The sequence below is a fragment of the Sphaerotilus natans genome (assembly GCF_900156335.1).
GTDB lineage: Bacteria > Pseudomonadota > Gammaproteobacteria > Burkholderiales > Burkholderiaceae_C > Sphaerotilus > Sphaerotilus natans.
Genome location: NZ_FTMZ01000005.1, coordinates 21,675 through 39,651 on the forward strand (window position 1 = coordinate 21,675; position 17,977 = coordinate 39,651).

General features: G+C 71.1%; 15 protein-coding genes. 11 read left to right on the plus strand and 4 right to left on the minus strand.

The genetic code is table 11. The features are described from left to right. Positions 1-8 precede the first annotated feature (8 nt). The gene (locus tag BW996_RS06235) at positions 9-467 is read left to right on the plus strand and encodes an Hsp15 family ribosome-associated heat shock protein (RefSeq protein ID WP_051632272.1); all 459 of its coding nucleotides are present in this window, start codon (positions 9-11) and stop codon (positions 465-467) included. Here the strand turns inward: BW996_RS06235 and BW996_RS06240 are convergent. Together BW996_RS06240 and BW996_RS06245 are read right to left on the minus strand one after the other, a co-directional pair. Then, positions 416-2,131, minus strand: a complete 1,716-nt coding sequence (locus BW996_RS06240; protein ID WP_139330771.1) for a DUF5666 domain-containing protein — start codon at positions 2,129-2,131, stop codon at positions 416-418. The genes BW996_RS06235 and BW996_RS06240 overlap by 52 nt on opposite strands. Then, positions 2,091-2,981: a DUF6502 family protein gene (locus tag BW996_RS06245; protein WP_051632271.1), complete on the minus strand. Its 891-nt coding sequence runs from the start codon at positions 2,979-2,981 to the stop codon at positions 2,091-2,093. Before BW996_RS06245 ends, BW996_RS06240 begins: the two co-directional genes overlap by 41 nt. A 151-nt stretch (positions 2,982-3,132) precedes the next feature. On the opposite strand from BW996_RS06245, the gene grpE reads away from it, so the two are divergent. From grpE to BW996_RS06265, 4 genes are all read left to right on the plus strand, one after another. Further along, positions 3,133-3,681, plus strand: a complete 549-nt coding sequence (grpE, locus tag BW996_RS06250; RefSeq protein WP_037485553.1) for a nucleotide exchange factor GrpE — start codon at positions 3,133-3,135, stop codon at positions 3,679-3,681. A 138-nt stretch (positions 3,682-3,819) separates the two neighbouring features. Beyond that, positions 3,820-5,775: a molecular chaperone DnaK gene (dnaK, locus tag BW996_RS06255; protein WP_037485535.1), complete on the plus strand. Its 1,956-nt coding sequence runs from the start codon at positions 3,820-3,822 to the stop codon at positions 5,773-5,775. Positions 5,776-5,927: 152 nt separating this feature from the next. Beyond that, on the plus strand, positions 5,928-7,076 hold the full coding sequence (gene dnaJ, locus BW996_RS06260; protein WP_037485533.1) for a molecular chaperone DnaJ: 1,149 nt from the start codon (positions 5,928-5,930) through the stop codon (positions 7,074-7,076). 116 nt (positions 7,077-7,192) lie between these two features. Next, the gene (locus BW996_RS06265) at positions 7,193-7,642 is read left to right on the plus strand and encodes a polyhydroxyalkanoate granule-associated phasin (RefSeq protein ID WP_245801904.1); all 450 of its coding nucleotides are present in this window, start codon (positions 7,193-7,195) and stop codon (positions 7,640-7,642) included. Here BW996_RS06265 and BW996_RS06270 read toward each other — a convergent pair whose 3' ends face one another. Together BW996_RS06270 and BW996_RS06275 are read right to left on the minus strand one after the other, a co-directional pair. After that, complete coding sequence (locus BW996_RS06270; protein WP_037485530.1) at positions 7,643-8,836, minus strand: CaiB/BaiF CoA transferase family protein; 1,194 nt, start codon at positions 8,834-8,836, stop codon at positions 7,643-7,645. 2 nt (positions 8,837-8,838) lie between these two features. Beyond that, entirely contained in the window at positions 8,839-10,032 is a 1,194-nt protein-coding gene (locus BW996_RS06275) for an acyl-CoA dehydrogenase (RefSeq protein ID WP_037485527.1), read from the minus strand. A 121-nt stretch (positions 10,033-10,153) separates the two neighbouring features. Between BW996_RS06275 and BW996_RS06280 the strand changes: the two genes are divergently transcribed. From BW996_RS06280 to BW996_RS06305, 6 genes are read left to right on the plus strand one after another with little or no spacing between them, the layout of a single operon-like run. After that, a complete protein-coding gene (locus tag BW996_RS06280) occupies positions 10,154-11,107 on the plus strand; it encodes a LysR substrate-binding domain-containing protein (protein WP_076458776.1) in 954 nt (317 codons plus the stop codon). 54 nt (positions 11,108-11,161) lie between these two features. Continuing rightward, the gene (locus tag BW996_RS06285; RefSeq protein ID WP_051632322.1) at positions 11,162-12,061 is read left to right on the plus strand and encodes a transporter substrate-binding domain-containing protein; all 900 of its coding nucleotides are present in this window, start codon (positions 11,162-11,164) and stop codon (positions 12,059-12,061) included. After that, positions 12,058-15,288 (plus strand): GGDEF and EAL domain-containing protein, encoded by a 3,231-nt coding sequence (locus BW996_RS06290; protein WP_139330772.1) that lies wholly within the window; start codon positions 12,058-12,060, stop codon positions 15,286-15,288. Before BW996_RS06285 ends, BW996_RS06290 begins: the two co-directional genes overlap by 4 nt. Next, positions 15,251-16,417: a PQQ-dependent sugar dehydrogenase gene (locus tag BW996_RS06295; protein WP_051632352.1), complete on the plus strand. Its 1,167-nt coding sequence runs from the start codon at positions 15,251-15,253 to the stop codon at positions 16,415-16,417. The genes BW996_RS06290 and BW996_RS06295 overlap by 38 nt, the downstream gene beginning before the upstream one ends. After that, positions 16,414-17,295 (plus strand): 3',5'-nucleoside bisphosphate phosphatase, encoded by an 882-nt coding sequence (locus BW996_RS06300; RefSeq protein WP_037486432.1) that lies wholly within the window; start codon positions 16,414-16,416, stop codon positions 17,293-17,295. Before BW996_RS06295 ends, BW996_RS06300 begins: the two co-directional genes overlap by 4 nt. 44 nt (positions 17,296-17,339) lie before the next feature. Continuing rightward, positions 17,340-17,966, plus strand: a complete 627-nt coding sequence (locus tag BW996_RS06305; protein ID WP_037486429.1) for an L-threonylcarbamoyladenylate synthase — start codon at positions 17,340-17,342, stop codon at positions 17,964-17,966. The last annotated feature ends 11 nt before the right edge of the window (positions 17,967-17,977 follow it).

The following is a 17,977-nucleotide window of genomic DNA, read 5'->3' on the forward strand; positions in this document are numbered from 1 at the left end:
CCGACACGATGAGCCGATCCGCCCGATCTTCCTCCCCTGCACCGGCTGCCGGCAGCCCGGCCGGCCAGCGCCTCGACAAGTGGCTCTGGGCCGCCCGCTTCTTCAAGACCCGCGCGCTGGCGGCCGACGAGATCGAGCGCCACCGGGTGCGCGTCAACGGCCAGGACGCCAAGCCCTCGCGCGAGGTGCGCGCCGGCGACCGCGTCTCGGTGCGCCAGGGCGACTGCCCGACGCCGCGCGAGGTCGAGGTGCTCGGCCTGTCGGCGGTGCGCGGCCCGGCGCCCCAGGCGCAGCTGCTCTACCGCGAGACGCCCGAGAGCGTGCTGGCCCAGGCCGAGTGGCGCGAGCGGCGCCACTACGCCGCCGACCCGGCGCTGAGCCTCCAGCAGGGCCGCCCGACCAAGGCCGACCGGCGTCAGCTCGCCGACTGGCAGCGCTGGAGCGTGTCGGTCGACGACCTCGCCTGAGCCCGCGCCTCCGGGAACACGCCGGCCACCCGGGAGACGCCGTCACCGGATGAGCCCCCTGGCGCGGGCGCACCCGGCGAGCGCTCGTGCCGCTGATCGGCCGAGGGGTGCAGCCGCACCCGCCGAGCCTGCAACAGACCGTCGGACGACAGCGTGCCCTCGATCTCGACGAGCTGCCCCTGCGCGGCCAGCGTCGCCAGCAGCGCGGCCGAGCCACGCACCGGGTCGCGCCAGTGGGTGGTCTCGCTCCAGCTCACCGCCATCTCGCGCAGGCTGCCGTCCTCGGCCGTCTGCTGCAGCGTCAGCCGGCGCGCCGGCACATCGAAGGACAGGATGCGGCCCTGGCGGGTGAGCTGCGCGCTCGTGCCTTGCGGCTCCTTCAGGCAGCGCACCCTGTCGGCGACGATACCGCGCGAGCCGACGCTGCCGGTCACCTCGACATGCATGCCGTTGACCAGCGTCGCGGTGGCCGCAGCCGCCGCGCAGTTGCCCAGATCCAGCGCAGTGGCCGCACTCAGCGTGACCCAGGTATCGCGGACCCGGAAGCTGGCCGGGCTGTCGGCGGTGGCGGCCGACCAGTCCGACAGCGTGCCCACCAGCAGCGCCGAGCCGGTGGTGGCGACCGCCTCGATCGAGACCGCCTGCCAGCGCAGCGCGTCGCTGCTGCGCAGCGCCACCACCCGGGCATGCAGCCCGTCGGCCGGCAGCAGCGTGGCCGGCTTCAGCACGGTGGCAGCATCGACCTCCACCGTGATGCCGTCGATCGTCAGGCTGCGCCCGCTCCAGCCGGCGATCAGGCCGGCGCGCTCGATGCGCGATCCGGCCGCCACCAGCGTCGAGGCCGCATCGATCTGCATGCGCGAGGCCCGCAGCACCAGCGTCGCCGCATCGAAGTCGGCCGGGGACGCATGCAAGGTCAGCATCTGGCCGGCCTGGGCCTGGTCGCCGGCCGGCAGCCATACCGTCAGCGCGCCGACGCGGACCTGCTGGCGCGAGGTGCCGGCGCGGGCGGCCAGGACCTCGCTCACCGGCGCGACCAGGCGCAGCGTGTCGAGCGCGGACGGGGTGTCGATGCGGGTGGCCAGCAGCCGGCGCGTGCCGCCCGGCGCACCGGTCACGATCGCATGCAGCTCGACCGCCTCGCCCAGGGCGATGTCGGCCGCGCTGCGCCAGCGCTCGCCCAGCACGGTGATCGGGCCGCGGGTCGGATCGGCATTGATCACCACCGTCTGACCCAGCACGCCCAGCGTGTCGGCGGTGCGCTCGCTCACCCGGCCGACCAGCGAGGGCCGCACCTCGATGCGGCCCAGCACCTCGGCGCCGGCGGCGTCGGTCGAATACTCCAGCACCACCCGCTGGCCGAGGCGCATCTCGGCGCTGTCGCGACCGCCGTCGGCGCGCTCGCGCTCGACCCGCGCCGCGCTGTCGTCCCTGCGCACCCCGTCGACGACGACGCTGCCGAAGCCCGACACCGTGCCCACGCTCTGCGACAGCAGCACCGGGCTGCCGGTGCCATTGCTGCCGACGCCGCTGCCACCGCAGCCGCCCAGCAGACCGCCGCCCAGTCCGATCAGGCCCAGACCGGCCGTCCGGCCCAGCAGCCGCCGGCGTTCGGGCTGGAATTCAGCGGCGCGGTCGCGCTCGACCCGCGTCGTCGTCGTCATCGGCATCCTCCATGTCGGTGAAGTAGTAGACCCCGAAGCGCATGCGCGCGACCGGCGCAGCGCCCTCGGCATCGCGGTCACGGTCACGGTCGCGGTCGAGCCGCTGCTCGGCCTCGCGCACCATGCGCTCGAGCGCCTCGGCCCAGATCGCGCGGGCCAGCACGCCCAGCTCGGCGGCGGCCTGCGGCGACAGGCCCTCGGCGAAGACGCTCTGCTCGAGCAGACGGCGTCCGGGCAGATCGCAGCCCAGGTTGTGCACCGCCGCGGCCAGGTGATCGGCGACATTGACCGCCATCGCCTGTGCGGCCGCCGGGTCTCGCCCCGGCAGCACGAAGCGGTCGCTCAGGCGCAGCACCTCCTCGCCGTCGACCCGCACCAGGCCCAGGCGAAGCAGCTCCTCGAGCAGGGTGCGCGGATGCACGTCGCTGCAGACCTCGCGCGCGAGCGACTCGAAGCTGGGCGCCGGCCCCTGGCGCGGCAGGCTCGCCCGCGGCCGCCCCTCGGCATCGCGGCAGGACAGGTCGGTGATCCAGCGGGTGAACAGCATCGCCGCCGGGGTGGGCGCCAGCGCCGGCCGGCCCGGCCGCTCGGTCTGCATCTGGCGCACGTCCTTGCGGTGCACGCCAGTCAGCACGCTCAGCGCCGAATCGGTGACGCGCTGGCCGCGGCGCGCCAGCTCGCTGCGGCCCTCGTCGAGATAGACCTGCTTGAGCGTGCGCGTCAGCGCGCCCAGCGGCACGCCATGCCCGAGCAGCCAGCGCACCATCGGCGCGAGCATGACCGCCGCATCGGCCAGCACCTCGGCGGCCGGATCGTCGACGGAATCGGGGTCGGAGGAAGAAAGACTCATGATCAGCGTGACAGTTTGCATGAAACCGCGGCGAGTACCCCGGCCCGGCCACGGCCGAGCGGCTGTCGTGCCGATGCTGCAGCCTCTTGAAGCCACCCGAGCCGACCCCATGTCGCACCGGGACGCCGCCGCAGCGGCCAAGGAAGAGACCATGTCCGACACCCAGAACACCCCGCCCTTTCCCGACACCGAACCGGCCTCGATGAACGGCGCTGCCGCCCCGGCCGACACCAGCGAGGCCCAGGCCCGTGTCGCCGAGCTCGAGGCCAAGAATGTCGAGCTGGCCGATGCCTACCTGCGCGCCAAGGCCGAGATGGAGAACATCCGCCGCCGCGCCGACGAGGAAGTCGCCAAGTCGCGCAAGTTCGCGGTCGAGTCCTTCGCCGAGAGCCTGCTGCCGGTCTGCGACAGCCTGCACGCCGCCATCGCCGCGCAGAGCGCCGGCCAGGGCACGCCCGAGCAGCTGCTCGAGGGCGTGCAGGCCACGCTGCGCCAGCTCTCGCAGGCGCTCGAGCGCAACAAGGTCGTCGAGCTCAACCCGCCGGCCGGCACGAAGTTCGATCCGCACCAGCACCAGGCCATCAGCATGGTGCCGGCCGACCAGGATCCCAACACCGTGGTGAGCGTGCTGCAGAAGGGCTACCTGATCGCCGAGCGCGTGCTGCGCCCGGCGCTGGTGATGGTGGCCGCGCCGAAGTGACGTCGCCGCCTTCAGGCCTCTGAAAAGACCCTTCCCCAGACACAGAAAAGCGCGAGACCGGCAGCAAGGGCCCTTGAAACCCGCCAGTCCATCCGCAGATCAGCAGCAACCAGACAATTTTCCGGAGTCATCAAGACCATGGGCAAGATCATCGGCATCGACCTCGGCACCACCAACTCGTGCGTGGCCATCATGGAAGGCAACACCACGAAGGTGATCGAGAACTCGGAAGGCGCGCGCACCACGCCGTCCATCATCGCCTACCAGGAAGACGGCGAGATCCTCGTCGGCGCTTCGGCCAAGCGCCAGGCGGTCACGAACCCGAAGAACACGCTGTACGCGGTCAAGCGCCTGATCGGTCGCAAGTTCACCGAGAAGGAAGTGCAGAAGGACATCGACCTGATGCCCTACACCATCACGGCCGCCGACAACGGCGACGCCTGGGTGGCGGTGCGCGGCAACAAGCTCGCGCCCCCGCAGGTCTCGGCCGAAGTGCTGCGCAAGATGAAGAAGACCGCCGAGGACTATCTCGGCGAGGAAGTGACCGAGGCCGTGATCACGGTGCCGGCCTACTTCAACGACGCCCAGCGCCAGGCGACCAAGGACGCCGGCCGCATCGCCGGTCTGGACGTCAAGCGCATCATCAACGAGCCGACCGCTGCGGCGCTGGCCTTCGGCCTGGACAAGGGCGGCAAGGGCGACCGCAAGATCGCCGTCTATGACCTGGGCGGCGGCACCTTCGACGTCTCGATCATCGAGATCGCCGACGTCGACGGCGAGATGCAGTTCGAGGTGCTCTCCACCAACGGCGACACCTTCCTGGGCGGCGAGGACTTCGACCAGCGCATCATCGACTACATCATCGGCGAGTTCCGCAAGGAGCAGGGCGTCGACCTGACCAAGGACGTGCTGGCCCTGCAGCGCCTGAAGGAAGCCGCCGAGAAGGCCAAGATCGAGCTGTCCTCGTCGTCGGCCACCGATGTCAACCTGCCCTACATCACGGCCGACGCCACCGGCCCGAAGCACCTGAACATCAAGCTGACCCGCGCCAAGCTGGAGTCGCTGGTCGAGGAGCTGATCGAGCGCACCATCGCGCCGTGCCGCACCGCGATCAAGGACGCCGGCATCTCGGTCGGCTCGATCGACGACGTCATCCTGGTCGGTGGCATGAGCCGCATGCCCAAGGTGCAGGAGAAGGTCAAGGAATTCTTCGGCAAGGAGCCGCGCAAGGACGTCAACCCGGATGAGGCCGTGGCCGTCGGCGCCGCGATCCAGGGCCAGGTCCTGGGCGGCGAGCGCACCGACGTGCTGCTGCTCGACGTCACCCCGCTGTCCCTGGGCATCGAGACCCTGGGCGGCGTGATGACGAAGATGATCAAGAAGAACACCACCATCCCGACCAAGTTCGCACAGACCTTCTCGACCGCCGACGACAACCAGCCGGCGGTGACGATCAAGGTCTTCCAGGGCGAGCGCGAGATGGCCGGCGGCAACAAGCTGCTGGGCGAGTTCAACCTCGAAGGCATCCCGCCGTCGCCGCGCGGCGTGCCGCAGATCGAGGTCTCCTTCGACATCGATGCCAACGGCATCCTGCATGTCGGCGCCAAGGACAAGGGCACCGGCAAGGAGAACAAGATCACCATCAAGGCGAACTCGGGCCTGAGCGAGGACGAGATCCAGAAGATGGTGCGCGACGCCGAGGTCAACGCCGCCGAGGACAAGAAGAAGCTCGAGATCATCCAGGCCCGCAACCAGGGTGACGCGATGGTGCACTCGGTGCAGAAGTCGCTGACCGAGTACGGCGACAAGATCGACGCGGCCGAGAAGACCGCGATCGAGGCCGCGATCAAGGAGGTCGAGGAAGCGATCAAGGGCGACGACAAGGACGCCATCGAGGCCAAGACCAATGCGCTGATGACCGTCAGCCAGAAGCTCGGCGAGAAGATGTACGCCGACATGCAGGCCCAGCAGGCAGCGGCGGGTGCTGCGGCCGGCGCCGCGGGTGCGGGTGCAGCCGGTGCCGGCGAGGCCCCGAAGAACGATCCGAAGGATGCGGACGTCGTCGACGCCGAGTTCAAGGAAGTCAAGAAGTGATGGCGCCGGACGCGCGCCGCGGCAGGGCCTGAACCCGGCTGCGCCCGCGTCCGCCGTGCCTGTCGCCGCGCTCGAGTCGCCGGCCCTTCACGGGCCGGTGCCGCTCGGCGCGGCGTTCCTGTTTCACCGCTGTCGCAATCCGGACCACTTCCATGGCAAAGCGTGACTACTACGAAGTCCTTGGCCTCGCCAAGGGCGCGAGCGAAGACGACATCAAGAAGGCCTATCGCAAGCTGGCGATGAAATACCACCCTGACCGCAACCAGGGTGAAGGCGCGAAAGTGGCCGAGGAGAAATTCAAGGAGGTCAAGGAGGCCTACGAGATGCTCTCCGACGCCCAGAAGCGCCAGGCCTACGACCAGTTCGGCCACGCCGGCGTCGACCCGAACGCTGGCGGCTTCCGTCCGGGCGGCCCGGAGGGCTTCGGCAACGGCGGCTTCGCCGAGGCCTTCGGCGACATCTTCGGCGACATCTTCGGCCAGGGCGGCGGTGGCCGGCGCGGCGGCGGCCAGCAGGTCTACCGCGGCGCGGACCTCTCCTACGCGATGGAGATCACGCTGGAGGAGGCGGCCCTGGGCAAGGAGGCGCAGATCCGCATCCCGTCCTGGGAGGAGTGCGACACCTGCCACGGCAGCGGCGCCAAGCCCGGCACCAGCGCCAAGACCTGCACCACCTGCCACGGCTCGGGCACGGTGCATCTGCGCCAGGGCTTCTTCAGCATCCAGCAGACCTGCCCGCACTGCCACGGCAGCGGCAAGATCATTCCCGAGCCCTGCACCACCTGCGGCGGCAAGGGCCGGATCCAGAAGCACAAGACGCTCGAGGTCAAGATCCCGGCGGGCATCAACGAAGGCCAGCGCATCGCGCTGCGCGGCCACGGCGAGCCCGGCACGCACGGCGGCCCGGCCGGTGACCTGTATGTCGAGATCCGCATCAAGCAGCACGACATCTTCGAGCGCGACGGCGACGACCTGCACTGCACCGTGCCAGTCAGCATCATCACCGCGTCGCTTGGCGGCACGGTCGCGGTGCCGACGCTCGGCGGCGAGGCCGAGATCGAGCTGCCCGAGGGCACGCAGCACGGCAAGACCTTCCGGCTGCGCGGCAAGGGCGTCAAGGGCATCCGCTCGAACTATCCCGGCGACCTGTACTGCCACATCCAAGTCGAGATTCCGGTCAAGCTCACCGAGCACCAGCGCAAGCTGCTCAAGGATCTCGACGAGTCGCTGAAAAAGGGCGGCGACAAGCACTCGCCGAATGCCAAGAGCTGGACAGATCGGGTCAAGGACCTGTTCAAGTAAGGTCAAGTCAGGTCTTGCGCAGGCCGATCGGTCATCATCCCCAGGCGTGCCGCGATCTGGCACGCCTTTTTCATGGCTGACGACGACGTGATGCCCAATCCTGGAAGGATGTTCCGATGCCCTGCGTGCCCGTGCCCCTCGTTCCCCAGATGCCGGCCCTGCCCGCGCTGCCCGCCGCCGCCACCGGCGACCTGATCCGTCAGATGACCGAGATGACCTTCTCGGTGCCCTTTGTCGTCAACCATCGGCTGACACGCATGGCGCTGGCCGGCCCGAACCCGTCGGCGCGCGACCGCCAGGAGTTCATGACGATGGGGCTGGAGAAGGTCACCGCCTTCCAGCAGTCCTGGCTGGCGATGATGTGGGCGGGCGCCGGCATCTCGCAGGACCTGATGGCCGCCAGCCTGGGCTGGTGGCTGGCCCCATGGACGGCAGCGCCGGCCAGCCGGGCGATGGAGGTGATGCACCATGCGCCGATGAAGGTCGCCAGCGCCGGGCTGAAGCCGGTCAGCCGGCGTGCCGGCGCCAACGCGCGCCGGCTCTCGCGCAGCGTCCCGAAGCCCTGATCAGTCCGGCAGCGGCTCGCCGAGCCAGTCGGCGAGCACCGCAGCGCCGTCCTGCCCGAGCACGGGTGGCGCGCTGCGGTAGACCGGCGGCGTGGCCGACAGCCGGATCGGGCTGGCCACGCCCGGCACGCTGCCCGCCACCGGGTGCGGCAGCGCGATGCGCAGCCCGCGCGCAATGACCTGCGGATCGGCGAACACCTCGTCGAGCCGGTTGACCGGGCCGCAGGGCACCGCCCTCGACTCCAGCGCCGCGATCCATTCGCGCGTCGTGCGCATCACGGTGGCCTGGCGCAGCAGCGGGATCAGCACCGCGCGGTGCGCCACCCGCGCCGCGTTGGTGGCGAAGCGCGCGTCGCTCGCCCACTCGGCGTGGCCGGCGACTTCGCAGAAGCGCGCGAACTGGCCGTCGTTGCCGATGGCCAGGATCATGTCGCCGTCCGCGGTCGGGAAGTCCTGGTAGGGCACGATGTTGGGGTGCGCGTTGCCCATGCGCTTCGGAATCACGCCGCCGATCAGGTGATTGGCGGTCTGGTTGGCCAGCGCCGCCACCTGCACGTCGAGCAGCGCCAGGTCGAGGTGCTGGCCCTCGCCGGTGCGGTCGCGGTGGCGCAGCGCGGCCAGAATGCCGATCGCCGCATGCAGCCCGGTCATCACGTCGGTCAGCGCCACGCCCACCTTCTGGGGACCGGCGCCCTCCTCCGCGTCGCCGCGGCCGGTCACGCTCATCAGCCCGCCCATGCCCTGGATCAGGAAGTCGTAGCCGGCGCGCGGCGCATACGGCCCGGTCTGGCCGAAGCCGGTGATCGAGCAGTAGACCAGCCGCGGGTTGAGCGCATGCAGGCTGTCGAAGTCCAGGCCGTAGGCCCTCAGGCCGCCGACCTTGAAGTTCTCGACCAGCACGTCGGCCTCGCCGGCCAGCCGGCGCACCAGCGCCTGGCCCTCGGGCGTGGCGATGTCGATGGCGATCGAGCGCTTGTTGCGGTTGGCGCAGCAGAAATAGGCGGCGTCGGTCGTGTCGCGGCCGTCGGCATCCTTCAGCCACGGCGGGCCCCAGGCGCGGGTGTCGTCGCCGGCACCGGGGCGCTCGACCTTGACGACATCGGCGCCGAGGTCGGCCAGCGTCTGCGTCGCCCACGGCCCGGCCAGCACGCGCGACAGGTCGAGCACCTTCAGGCCATCGAGCGCGGTGGCCATGCTCAGAACGCCGCGATGCCGGTGATCGCGCGGCCCAGGATCAGCGCGTGGATGTCGTGCGTGCCCTCGTAGGTGTTGACGACCTCGAGGTTGACCAGGTGGCGCGCCACGCCGAACTCGTCCGAGATGCCGTTGCCGCCGAGCATGTCGCGCGCGGTGCGGGCGATGTCGAGCGCCTTGCCGCAGGAATTGCGCTTCATGATCGAGGTGATCTCGACCGAGGCGGTGCCGTCGTCCTTCATCCGGCCCAGGCGCAGGCAGCCCTGCAGGCCCAGGGCGATGTCGGTGAGCATGTCGGCCAACTTTTTCTGCACAAGCTGGTTGGCCGCCAGCGGACGGCCGAACTGCTTGCGGTCGAGCGTGTACTGGCGCGCGGTCTCCATGCAGAACTCGGCCGCGCCGAGCGCGCCCCAGGCGATGCCGTAGCGCGCGCTGTTCAGGCAGGTGAACGGGCCCTTGAGGCCGCGAACCTCGGGGAAGGCGTTTTCTTCGGGGCAGAAGACCTCGTCCATGACGATCTCGCCGGTGATCGAGGCGCGCAGGCCGACCTTGCCGTGGATGGCCGGCGCGCTCAGGCCCTTCCAGCCCCTCTCCAGCACGAAGCCGCGGATCTGGCCCTCGTCGTCCTTGGCCCAGACCACGAACACGTCGGCGATCGGCGAGTTGGTGATCCACATCTTCGAGCCGCTCAGGCTGTAGCCGCCGTCGACCTTGCGGGCGCGCGTGACCATGCTGCCGGGGTCGGAGCCGTGGTTGGGCTCGGTCAGGCCGAAGCAGCCGATCCACTCGCCGGAGGCGAGCTTCGGCAGGTATTTCTGCTTGGTGGCCTCGTTGCCGAACTCGTTGATCGGCACCATCACCAGCGAGGACTGCACGCTCATCATCGAGCGGTAGCCCGAATCGACCCGCTCGACCTCGCGGGCGATCAGGCCGTAGCTGACGTAGTTCAGGCCGGCGCCGCCATACTGCTCGGGGATCGTGGGCCCGAGCAGGCCGAGCTCGCCCATCTCGCGGAAGATGGCCGCGTCGGTGCGCTCGTGGCGGAAGGCCTCGGTGACGCGCGGCATCAGCCGGTCCTGGCAGTAGGCGCGCGCGGCGTCGCGCACCGCGCGCTCCTCGTCGAGAAGCTGGCTGTCGAGCAGCAGCGGGTCGTTCCACTGGAAGGAAGCGCGGGACGTGCGGGGGGTGCTGGCCATGACGGGGGCTCCTCGAAGGTTCTGAAGTTCGATGGATGCAATCCTATGGAGCCTGTTGCGCAGAGACAACCGAATAATATGCATCGACCTGTTCCTTGAACGCACTCCGAGGTCTTCTTCGATGAGCGACATCTCCCGCCGCCGCCTGCCCGGCACGATCGCGCTGGCCGTCTTCGAGGCCGCCGCGCGCCACGAGAGCTTCACCCGGGCCGCCGAGGAGCTGGCGATGACGCAGAGCGCGGTCTGCCGCCAGGTCGCGGGGCTGGAAACGCTGCTGGGCGTCAAGCTCTTTCGCCGCACCCGCCGCGGCGTGCGCCTGACCGAGGCCGGCGGCGGCTACGCGCTGCGGGTCGCCGACTGGCTCGACACGCTGGAGCGCGACACCCGCGAGCTGATGGCCGGCGCAGGGCGCGTGCCGGTGATCGAGCTGGCGGTGGTGCCCACCTTCGCCACCTGCTGGCTGCTGCCGCGGCTGCCGGGCTTTCGGCCCGGGCGGGTGCAGGTCAATCTGCACAGCCGCACCCGCCCCTTCCTGTTCGACGAGACCCGGCTGGACGCGGCCATCCACGCCGGCGACGGCCACTGGCCGGGCTGCACCAGCCGGCCGATCCTGGCCGAGCGGCTGATCCCGGTGGCCAGCCCGGGCCTGCTGGCCGCACACGGCCTGGCCGCGGACGGCCCACCGCTGCCGGCCGAGGCGCTGGCGCGGCTGCCGCGCCTGCAGCAGACCACCCGGCCGCTGGCCTGGCGGCACTGGTTCGCCGCGGCCGGGCTGCGGGTGGCCGACGACCAGACCGGCCCCGCCTACGAGCAGTTCTCGATGAGCGTGCAGGCCGCCACGCTCGGCCTGGGCGTGGCGCTGGTGCCGGACTTCGCCGCGGCGGCGGCGCTGGCTCAGGGCCGGCTGCGCGTCGTCTCGCAGGCGATGGACAGCACGCTGGCCTACCACTATGTCGTGCCGGAGGCGCATGCCGACGACACGCTGCTGCGCGAGTTCGGCGACTGGCTGGCGACGCAGGCGGAGACACATCGTGAAACTTTTCATGCCGCCCGCCCGGCGGATCTGAAAGAATGACATGACCCCTCCCGCCGCTCCCCAGACCGATGCCCACCGAAGATGCTGCACCCCATGCGACTGATCCTCTGGCTGGGCCTGGTCATGATGGTCACGGTCGCGGTGATCGTGTCGATCGGCCGCAGCCCGGCGCTTGACGGCCCACGCAGCCTCGGCCCGGAGCGCCCGCTGCGGGTCGGCTATGCGATCGAGGCGCCCTATGCCTTTCGCGATCCGGGGGGCGGCCTGCACGGCGAGGCCATCGACATGATGCGCGCCGCGCTGCGCCGCCTCGGCCGGCCGGAGCCGGTCTGGATCCATGCCGAGTTCGGCGCGCTGATGCACGAGCTGGACATGGGCCGCATCGACGCCATCGCCTCCGGGCTGTTCATCACGCCGGAGCGGGCGGCCCGGCTGGCCTTCTCCCGCCCCACCGCCGCGGTGCAGCCGGGGCTGCTGGTGGCGGTCGGCAATCCGCTCGAGCTGCACAGCCTGGCCGACCTGGTCGGCGATGCGCGAGTGCGGCTGTGCGTGCTGGAGCAGTCGGTCGAGCACGACATGGCCCGACGCGCCGGCCTGCCGGATTCGCGGCTGCACGCACGCGCCAGCGCCAGCAGCTGCCTGACCGAGCTGCAGCAGGGCCGGGTCCAGGCGATGATGCTGTCCGTTCCGTCGCTGCGCTGGATGATCCGGCAGCTCGCGCAGGATGCGGGGGCCCGGACATCCCCACCGGCCCTCGAGCTGGCCGCCCCTTTCTGGGTGTCGTCCGGCCCCGACAGCGCAAATTTCGGCTATCCCGCGCTGGCTTTCCGCCGTGGCGACCGGCTGCGTGACGAGATCGATGCGGCGCTGGCCGCCTACATCGGCAGCCCGGAGCACCTGCAGCGGGTCAGCGTCTACGGCTTCGACGAAGGCCAGATCGCACCGGTGCGCGGCGAGCCGCTGGCGGGCCTGCGCGGCACGGCAACGCGATGAACCGGTCTGTGCCGCGCTCCTCGCCGACTTCGCTGCCCTCGCTGATGCTGCCGGCCCTGGCGCTGTTCGGCATGCTCTGCCTGGGCCTGCTCGGCTGGAGCCACCGGCTCTGGAACGAGACGCTCACCGACGCGACGCTGCCCGGCAGCACGCTGGCGCAGATGCGGCTGAACCTGAGCCAGGCCCGCACCCACGCGGAGCATGAGATCCACCAGGACGATGCAAGTGACCTGAGCCGGGTCGATGCCGAGCTGGAGAACGCGCGCATCGGCGGCCTGCAGCTGGTGGCGCAGGTCGAGCGCATCCAGGCCTCGCCGGCGCATGCCGACCGGCTGCGCCGGCTCGCCCGGGGCTTCGTCGATGCGGTCGACGGCATTCGCGACACCCTGCGCCATCGGGCACTCACGCCGGACGATCGCTCGCTGGTCGCGCTCGATCTGCAGCAGGGCCGCATCGACAATGCGGTGCGCGAGATGGAGACGATCATCGAGGCGATCCGCCAGGAGCGGCTGCGGCGCCAGGCACGCCTCGGCATGAGCATGGCGGCGCTGATCGGCCTGGGCGTGGGCCTGCTGCTGCTGCTGCACCACCGCCAGAGCCATCTGCGCCAGGCGCTGCTCGAGGCGCTGCAGCAGCGCGAGCGCCACATGCAGGCCTTTGCCGAGGCGGTGCCGGACCTGTCCTTCGTGCTCGATGCCGAAGGGCGCTACGTCGAGATCTACGGCAGCCGGGACCGGCTGGTGGCCACACGCGAGCAGCTGCTGGGGCAGCGCTTCCAGGAGATGCTGCCGCCGCTCGCCGCGGCGCGGGTCGAGGCGGCGGTGCGCCGGGCGCTGGAGACCGGCGAGGTCTGCCGGACCGAATACAGCCTGGAGATCGACGGTCGGACCTGCTGGTTCGAGGCCCGCACCCACGCGCTGCCGGGCGAGCTGGACCGGGTGGCGCTGATCAGCTGGGATGTGACCGAGCGCAAGCGCAACGAGCAGCGGGTGGCCACGCTGGGCCGGCTCTACAGCTTTCTCAGCCAGGTCAACCAGGCCATCGTCTGGACCCGCCAGCCGCAGGAGCTGATGCAGCGCATCTGCGATGTCGCGCTCAGCCACGGCAGCTTCCGCGGCGCCTGGATCGCCGCATCCGGCCCCGACAACCGCACGCTGGTGCCGGTGGCGGTCGGCCCCGGCAACCGCGAGCTGCCGGCCGGCCGGCAGGCCGTCCGGATCGATCCAGACCTGCAGCCTCAGCATGTCGTCGCACTGACCTGGCGCAGCGCCGAGCTGCGCTGGGACACGCCGGCCGGCGGCAGCGCGCTCCATGCGGTGGCCATTCCGATCACCTGCGAAGGCCGCATGCACGCGGTGCTGGTGCTGATCCGCGAGCAGCTCTCGAGCGAGGATGCCGAGGAGCGCGCGCTGTTCCACGAGATCGGCTCGGATCTGTCGTATGCGCTGACACAGATGCGCCAGCAGAAGCGCTGGCTGCAGGACCAGGAAAGCATGCGCCTGCACGCCGCAGCGCTGGAGAGCACGCAGGACGGCGTCATCGTCTGCGATCTGTCGGGGCAGATCGTCTCGGTGAACCGCGCCTTCTCGGCGATCACCGGACATCGGCGCGAGAACTGGATCGGCCAGCCGCTCGGCCGGCTCGATCCGCAGCCCGGCGCGGAGAACGGGGCCGGGCACGGCAGCGACGGCTTCGCACAGCTGCTCGAGCAGGTCGTCAGCCAGGGCGCCTGGTCCGGCGAGATCCGCAGCCGCCACCGCGATGGCCATCTGCAGACGCTCTGGGCCTCGGTGGCGACGGTGCACGACGAGCAGCAGGTGCCGACCCATCTGGTCACTGTCTTCACCGACATCAGCGCGAAGAAGCAGGCCGAGCACGATCTGCACCTGCTCGCCCATGTCGATCCGCTGACCCAGCTCCCCAACCGCCGCATGGTGCTGGACCGGCTGAATCAGGCCCTGGCCGCAGCGCGGCGCCAGCAGCACCGCGTCGGGGTGATGTTCATCGACCTGGACAACTTCAAGACCGTCAACGACAGCCTGGGCCACAGCTGCGGCGACCGGCTGCTGCGCGACGTGGCCGAGCGCCTGGCGCAGCGCACCCGGCGCGAGGACACGCTCGGACGGCTGGGCGGCGACGAGTTCATCCTGGTGCTGGAGGCGCTGCGCGATCAGGAAGACGCCGCCATGGTCGCCCGCGAGCTGCTGCAGCTGCTCGAGCGCCCCTTCGAGATCGACGGCAGCGAGGTCTGGGTGCAGGCCAGCATCGGCATCAGCCTGTACCCGGAGGATGGCCACGAGGTCGAGGAGCTGCTGCGCGACGCCGATGCGGCGATGTACCAGGCCAAGCACGCCGGCCGTGGCACCTACCGCTACTACACCGAGGCGCTGACCCAGGCCGCGCAGAGCCGCCTGCAGCTCGACGGCCGGCTGCGGCGTGCGCTCGAGCGCGGCGAGTTCGAGCTCTGGTACCAGCCGCTCTACCGGCTGGCCGATCGCCACCTGATCGGGCTGGAGGCGCTGGTGAGACTGAACCAGCCCGGCCTGCCTCCGATCGGTCCGGCCGAGTTCATCCCGCTGATGGAAGACAGCGGCCTGATCGTCGAGCTGGGCGCCTGGGTCACCCGCGAAGCCTGCCGGCAGGCGCGTGCCTGGCTCGACGAGGGCCTGGACTGCGGCCGCATCGCGGTCAACCTGTCGGCCGCCGAGATGCGGCGCGGGCAGACGCTGGCCCGGCTGAGCCAGGCGCTGCACGACAGCGGCCTGCCGGCAGCGCGGCTGGAGCTGGAGATCACCGAATCCGGCCTGATGGAGCACAGCGATGTGGTCGAGCCAGTGCTGTGGCAGATGCGCGAGATGGGCGTGCGGCTGGCGATCGACGACTTCGGCACCGGCTACTCCTCGCTGGCACGGCTCAAGCGGCTGCCGGTCGGCAAGCTGAAGATCGACCGCAGCTTCATCGCTGATCTGGACGGCGGTGCCGGCCATCAGGGCGCGCAGCTGGTCAGCGCGATGATCGCGATGGGCCGCGGCCTGGGCCTGTCGGTGCTGGCCGAGGGCATCGAGACCGAGGCGCAGGCCCGCCAGCTGATCGCGCTGGGCTGCGAGGCCGGGCAGGGTTATCTCTTCGGTCGCCCCGCGCCAGCGGCGGTCGCCCGACAATGGCTGTCCCCGCTGCCGGAGAACGCCGATGAAGCCCTCGCCCAGACGATCTGGCCTGAGATCTGAACCTGTCGCCGCGACCGTGCTGGCCTTGACGTTGACGCTGGCGCCCTGCGCACAGGCCGGCCCGGTGCAGACGCTGGCCGGCGGCTGGCAGATCGAGACGATCGCCACCGGCCTGGAGCATCCCTGGTCGCTGGCCTTCCTGCCCGACGGCCGCATGCTGGTGACCGAGCGCCCGGGGCGGATGCGCATCGTTCAGGCCGACGGCCGCCTCGGCCCGCCGCTGGACGGCCTGCCGGCGGTGGTGGCCGGCGGCCAGGGCGGCCTGTTCGACGTGCTGCCCGCGCCCGACTTCGCCAGCAGCCGACGGCTCTACTGGAGCTATGCGGCGCCCGCACCGGGCGGCCGGGGAGCCAATTCCACCGCGGTCGCCCGCGGCCGCCTCGACGGCGAGCGCCTGGTCGACGTCGAGGTGATCTTCCGCCAGCAGCCTGCGCTCGACAGCCGGCTGCATTTCGGCGGCCGGCTGGCCTGGGCGCGCGACGGACGGCTGTTCGTCACGCTGGGCGACCGCTTCTGGCGCCGCGACGATGCGCAGACGCTCGACAACCACCACGGCAAGGTGGTGCGCATCGAGGCCGACGGCCGTGTGCCCGCCGACAATCCGCTGGTCGGCCGCGCGGGCGCGCGCCCCGAGATCTGGAGCTGGGGCCACCGCAACGTGCAGGGCGCCGCGCTGCACCCGCTCACCGGCCAGCTCTGGACGCACGAGCACGGCCCGCAGGGCGGCGACGAGCTCAACCTCACCCGCGCCGGCGCCAACCACGGCTGGCCGCGCGCGACCTGGGGCTGCGAGTATGTGACCTGCTTTCGCATCGGCCAGAAGTCGGTGGCCGGCCTGGCTGAGCCGCAGACGCGCTGGGTGCCCTCGATCGCGCCCTCGGGACTGGCCTTCGTCACCTCCGAGCGCTATCCCGGCTGGAAAGGCAGCGTGCTGGTCGGCGCGCTCAAGGCCCGCGCGCTGGTGCGGCTGACGCTCGACGGCGAGCGCGTCACCGGCGAGGAGCGGCTGCTGACCGATCTGGAAGAACGCATTCGTGACATCCGGCAGGGTCCGGACGGCTGGATCTACCTGCTGACCGATGCCCCTGAAGGACGCATCCTGAGACTGGCTCCTACAATCGCCCGGTGAACAGCACCTGCCTCCTCAACGCCGACCTGCACTGCCACTCGATCGTGTCCGACGGCACGCTCAGCCCCGAGGATCTGGCCGCCCGGGCCAGCGCCAACGGGGTGGAGCTGTGGGCCCTGACCGACCACGACGAGATCGGCGGCATTGCCCGAGCCCGCGCCGCCGCCCACGCCGGTGGCATGGCCTTCCTGAGCGGCGTGGAGGTCTCGGTCACCTTCGCCGGCGAGACGGTGCACATCGTCGGACTGGGCTTCGACGAGAACGATGCGGCGCTGCGCCGCGGCCTGGAGTCGACCCGCGGCGGGCGCGAGGGCCGCGCGCGCGAGATGGCCGCCGAGCTGGCCAAGGTGGGCATTCACGGTGCCTTCGAGGGCGCGCTGAAATATGTCGGCAACCCGGACCTGATCTCGCGCACCCACTTCGCGCGCTACATCGTCGAGGTCGGCGCCTGCAGCGACACCAACGAGGTCTTCCGCAAGTACCTGGCCGACGGCAAGCCCGGCTTCGTGCCGCACCGCTGGGCCACGCTGGGCGATGCGGTGCGCTGGATCCGCGAGGCCGGCGGCGTGGCCGTCATCGCGCACCCGGGCCGCTACCACCGCTTCGACGCCACCAAGGAATACGCGCTGTTCTCCGAGTTCCGCGAGCACGGCGGCCAAGGCGTCGAGGTGGTCACCGGCAGCCACACCACCGCCGAGTACGGCAAGTACGCCGACATGGCGATCGAGTTCGGCCTGGCGGCCTCGCGCGGCAGCGACTTCCACTCGCCGGCCGAGAGCCGCACCGACCTGGGCCGGCTGCCGATGCTGCCGGGCAAGCTCACGCCGGTCTGGGCGCTGCTGCAGGAGCGTGTCGCGCTGCCGCCTCAAGCGGCCTGACCCTGCCGCAGCCGGCGGTCCATCTGGCGGACAATGCCGCCACCATGGCCCAGTTCTTCGAAGTCCACCCCGACAACCCGCAGCCCCGGCTGCTGCGCCAGGCCGCCGCCATCCTGTCGGCCGGCGGCATCGCGGCGATCCCGACCGACTCCAGCTACGCACTGGTCTGCCACCTCGACGACAAGGCGGCGGTCGACGCGCTGCGCCGGGTGCGCGGCGTCGACGACCGGCACCACCTGACGCTGCTGTGCCGCGACCTGTCGGAGCTGGCCAGCTACGCCCGCGTCGACAACCGCCAGTACCGGCTGCTCAAGAGCGCCACGCCCGGCCCCTACACCTTCATCCTCGAGGCGACCAAGGAAGTGCCGCGGCGCGTCTCGCACCCGTCGCGGCGCACCATCGGCCTGCGCGTGCCCGAGCATGGCGTGGCCCAGGAGCTGCTCGGCCTGCTCGGCCAGCCGCTGCTGGGCACCACGCTGATTCCGCCGGGCGAGAGCGAGCCGCTCAACGACGCCGACGAGATCCGCGAGCGCTTCGGGCACCAGATCCAGGCCATCGTCGGTGCAGGCCCCTGCCCGGCCGAGCCGACGACCGTCATCGACATGAGCAGCGGCGAGCCGGTGGTGGTGCGCGCCGGCCGCGGCGACCTGGCCGCCATCGGCCTGGGCTGAAGCCGGACGGA

Coding starts and splice junctions, on each gene's coding strand:
- BW996_RS06235 (WP_051632272.1), top strand. CDS start 9: ATGAGCCGATCCGCCCGATCTTCCTCCCCTGCACCGGCTGCCGGCAGC.
- BW996_RS06305 (WP_037486429.1), top strand. CDS start 17,340: ATGGCCCAGTTCTTCGAAGTCCACCCCGACAACCCGCAGCCCCGGCTG.
- dnaK (WP_037485535.1), top strand. CDS start 3,820: ATGGGCAAGATCATCGGCATCGACCTCGGCACCACCAACTCGTGCGTG.
- BW996_RS06285 (WP_051632322.1), top strand. CDS start 11,162: ATGCGACTGATCCTCTGGCTGGGCCTGGTCATGATGGTCACGGTCGCG.
- BW996_RS06275 (WP_037485527.1), bottom strand. CDS start 10,032: ATGGCCAGCACCCCCCGCACGTCCCGCGCTTCCTTCCAGTGGAACGAC.
- grpE (WP_037485553.1), top strand. CDS start 3,133: ATGTCCGACACCCAGAACACCCCGCCCTTTCCCGACACCGAACCGGCC.
- dnaJ (WP_037485533.1), top strand. CDS start 5,928: ATGGCAAAGCGTGACTACTACGAAGTCCTTGGCCTCGCCAAGGGCGCG.
- BW996_RS06290 (WP_139330772.1), top strand. CDS start 12,058: ATGAACCGGTCTGTGCCGCGCTCCTCGCCGACTTCGCTGCCCTCGCTG.
- BW996_RS06265 (WP_245801904.1), top strand. CDS start 7,193: ATGCCCTGCGTGCCCGTGCCCCTCGTTCCCCAGATGCCGGCCCTGCCC.
- BW996_RS06240 (WP_139330771.1), bottom strand. CDS start 2,131: ATGACGACGACGACGCGGGTCGAGCGCGACCGCGCCGCTGAATTCCAG.
- BW996_RS06245 (WP_051632271.1), bottom strand. CDS start 2,981: ATGAGTCTTTCTTCCTCCGACCCCGATTCCGTCGACGATCCGGCCGCC.
- BW996_RS06280 (WP_076458776.1), top strand. CDS start 10,154: ATGAGCGACATCTCCCGCCGCCGCCTGCCCGGCACGATCGCGCTGGCC.
- BW996_RS06270 (WP_037485530.1), bottom strand. CDS start 8,836: ATGGCCACCGCGCTCGATGGCCTGAAGGTGCTCGACCTGTCGCGCGTG.
- BW996_RS06295 (WP_051632352.1), top strand. CDS start 15,251: ATGAAGCCCTCGCCCAGACGATCTGGCCTGAGATCTGAACCTGTCGCC.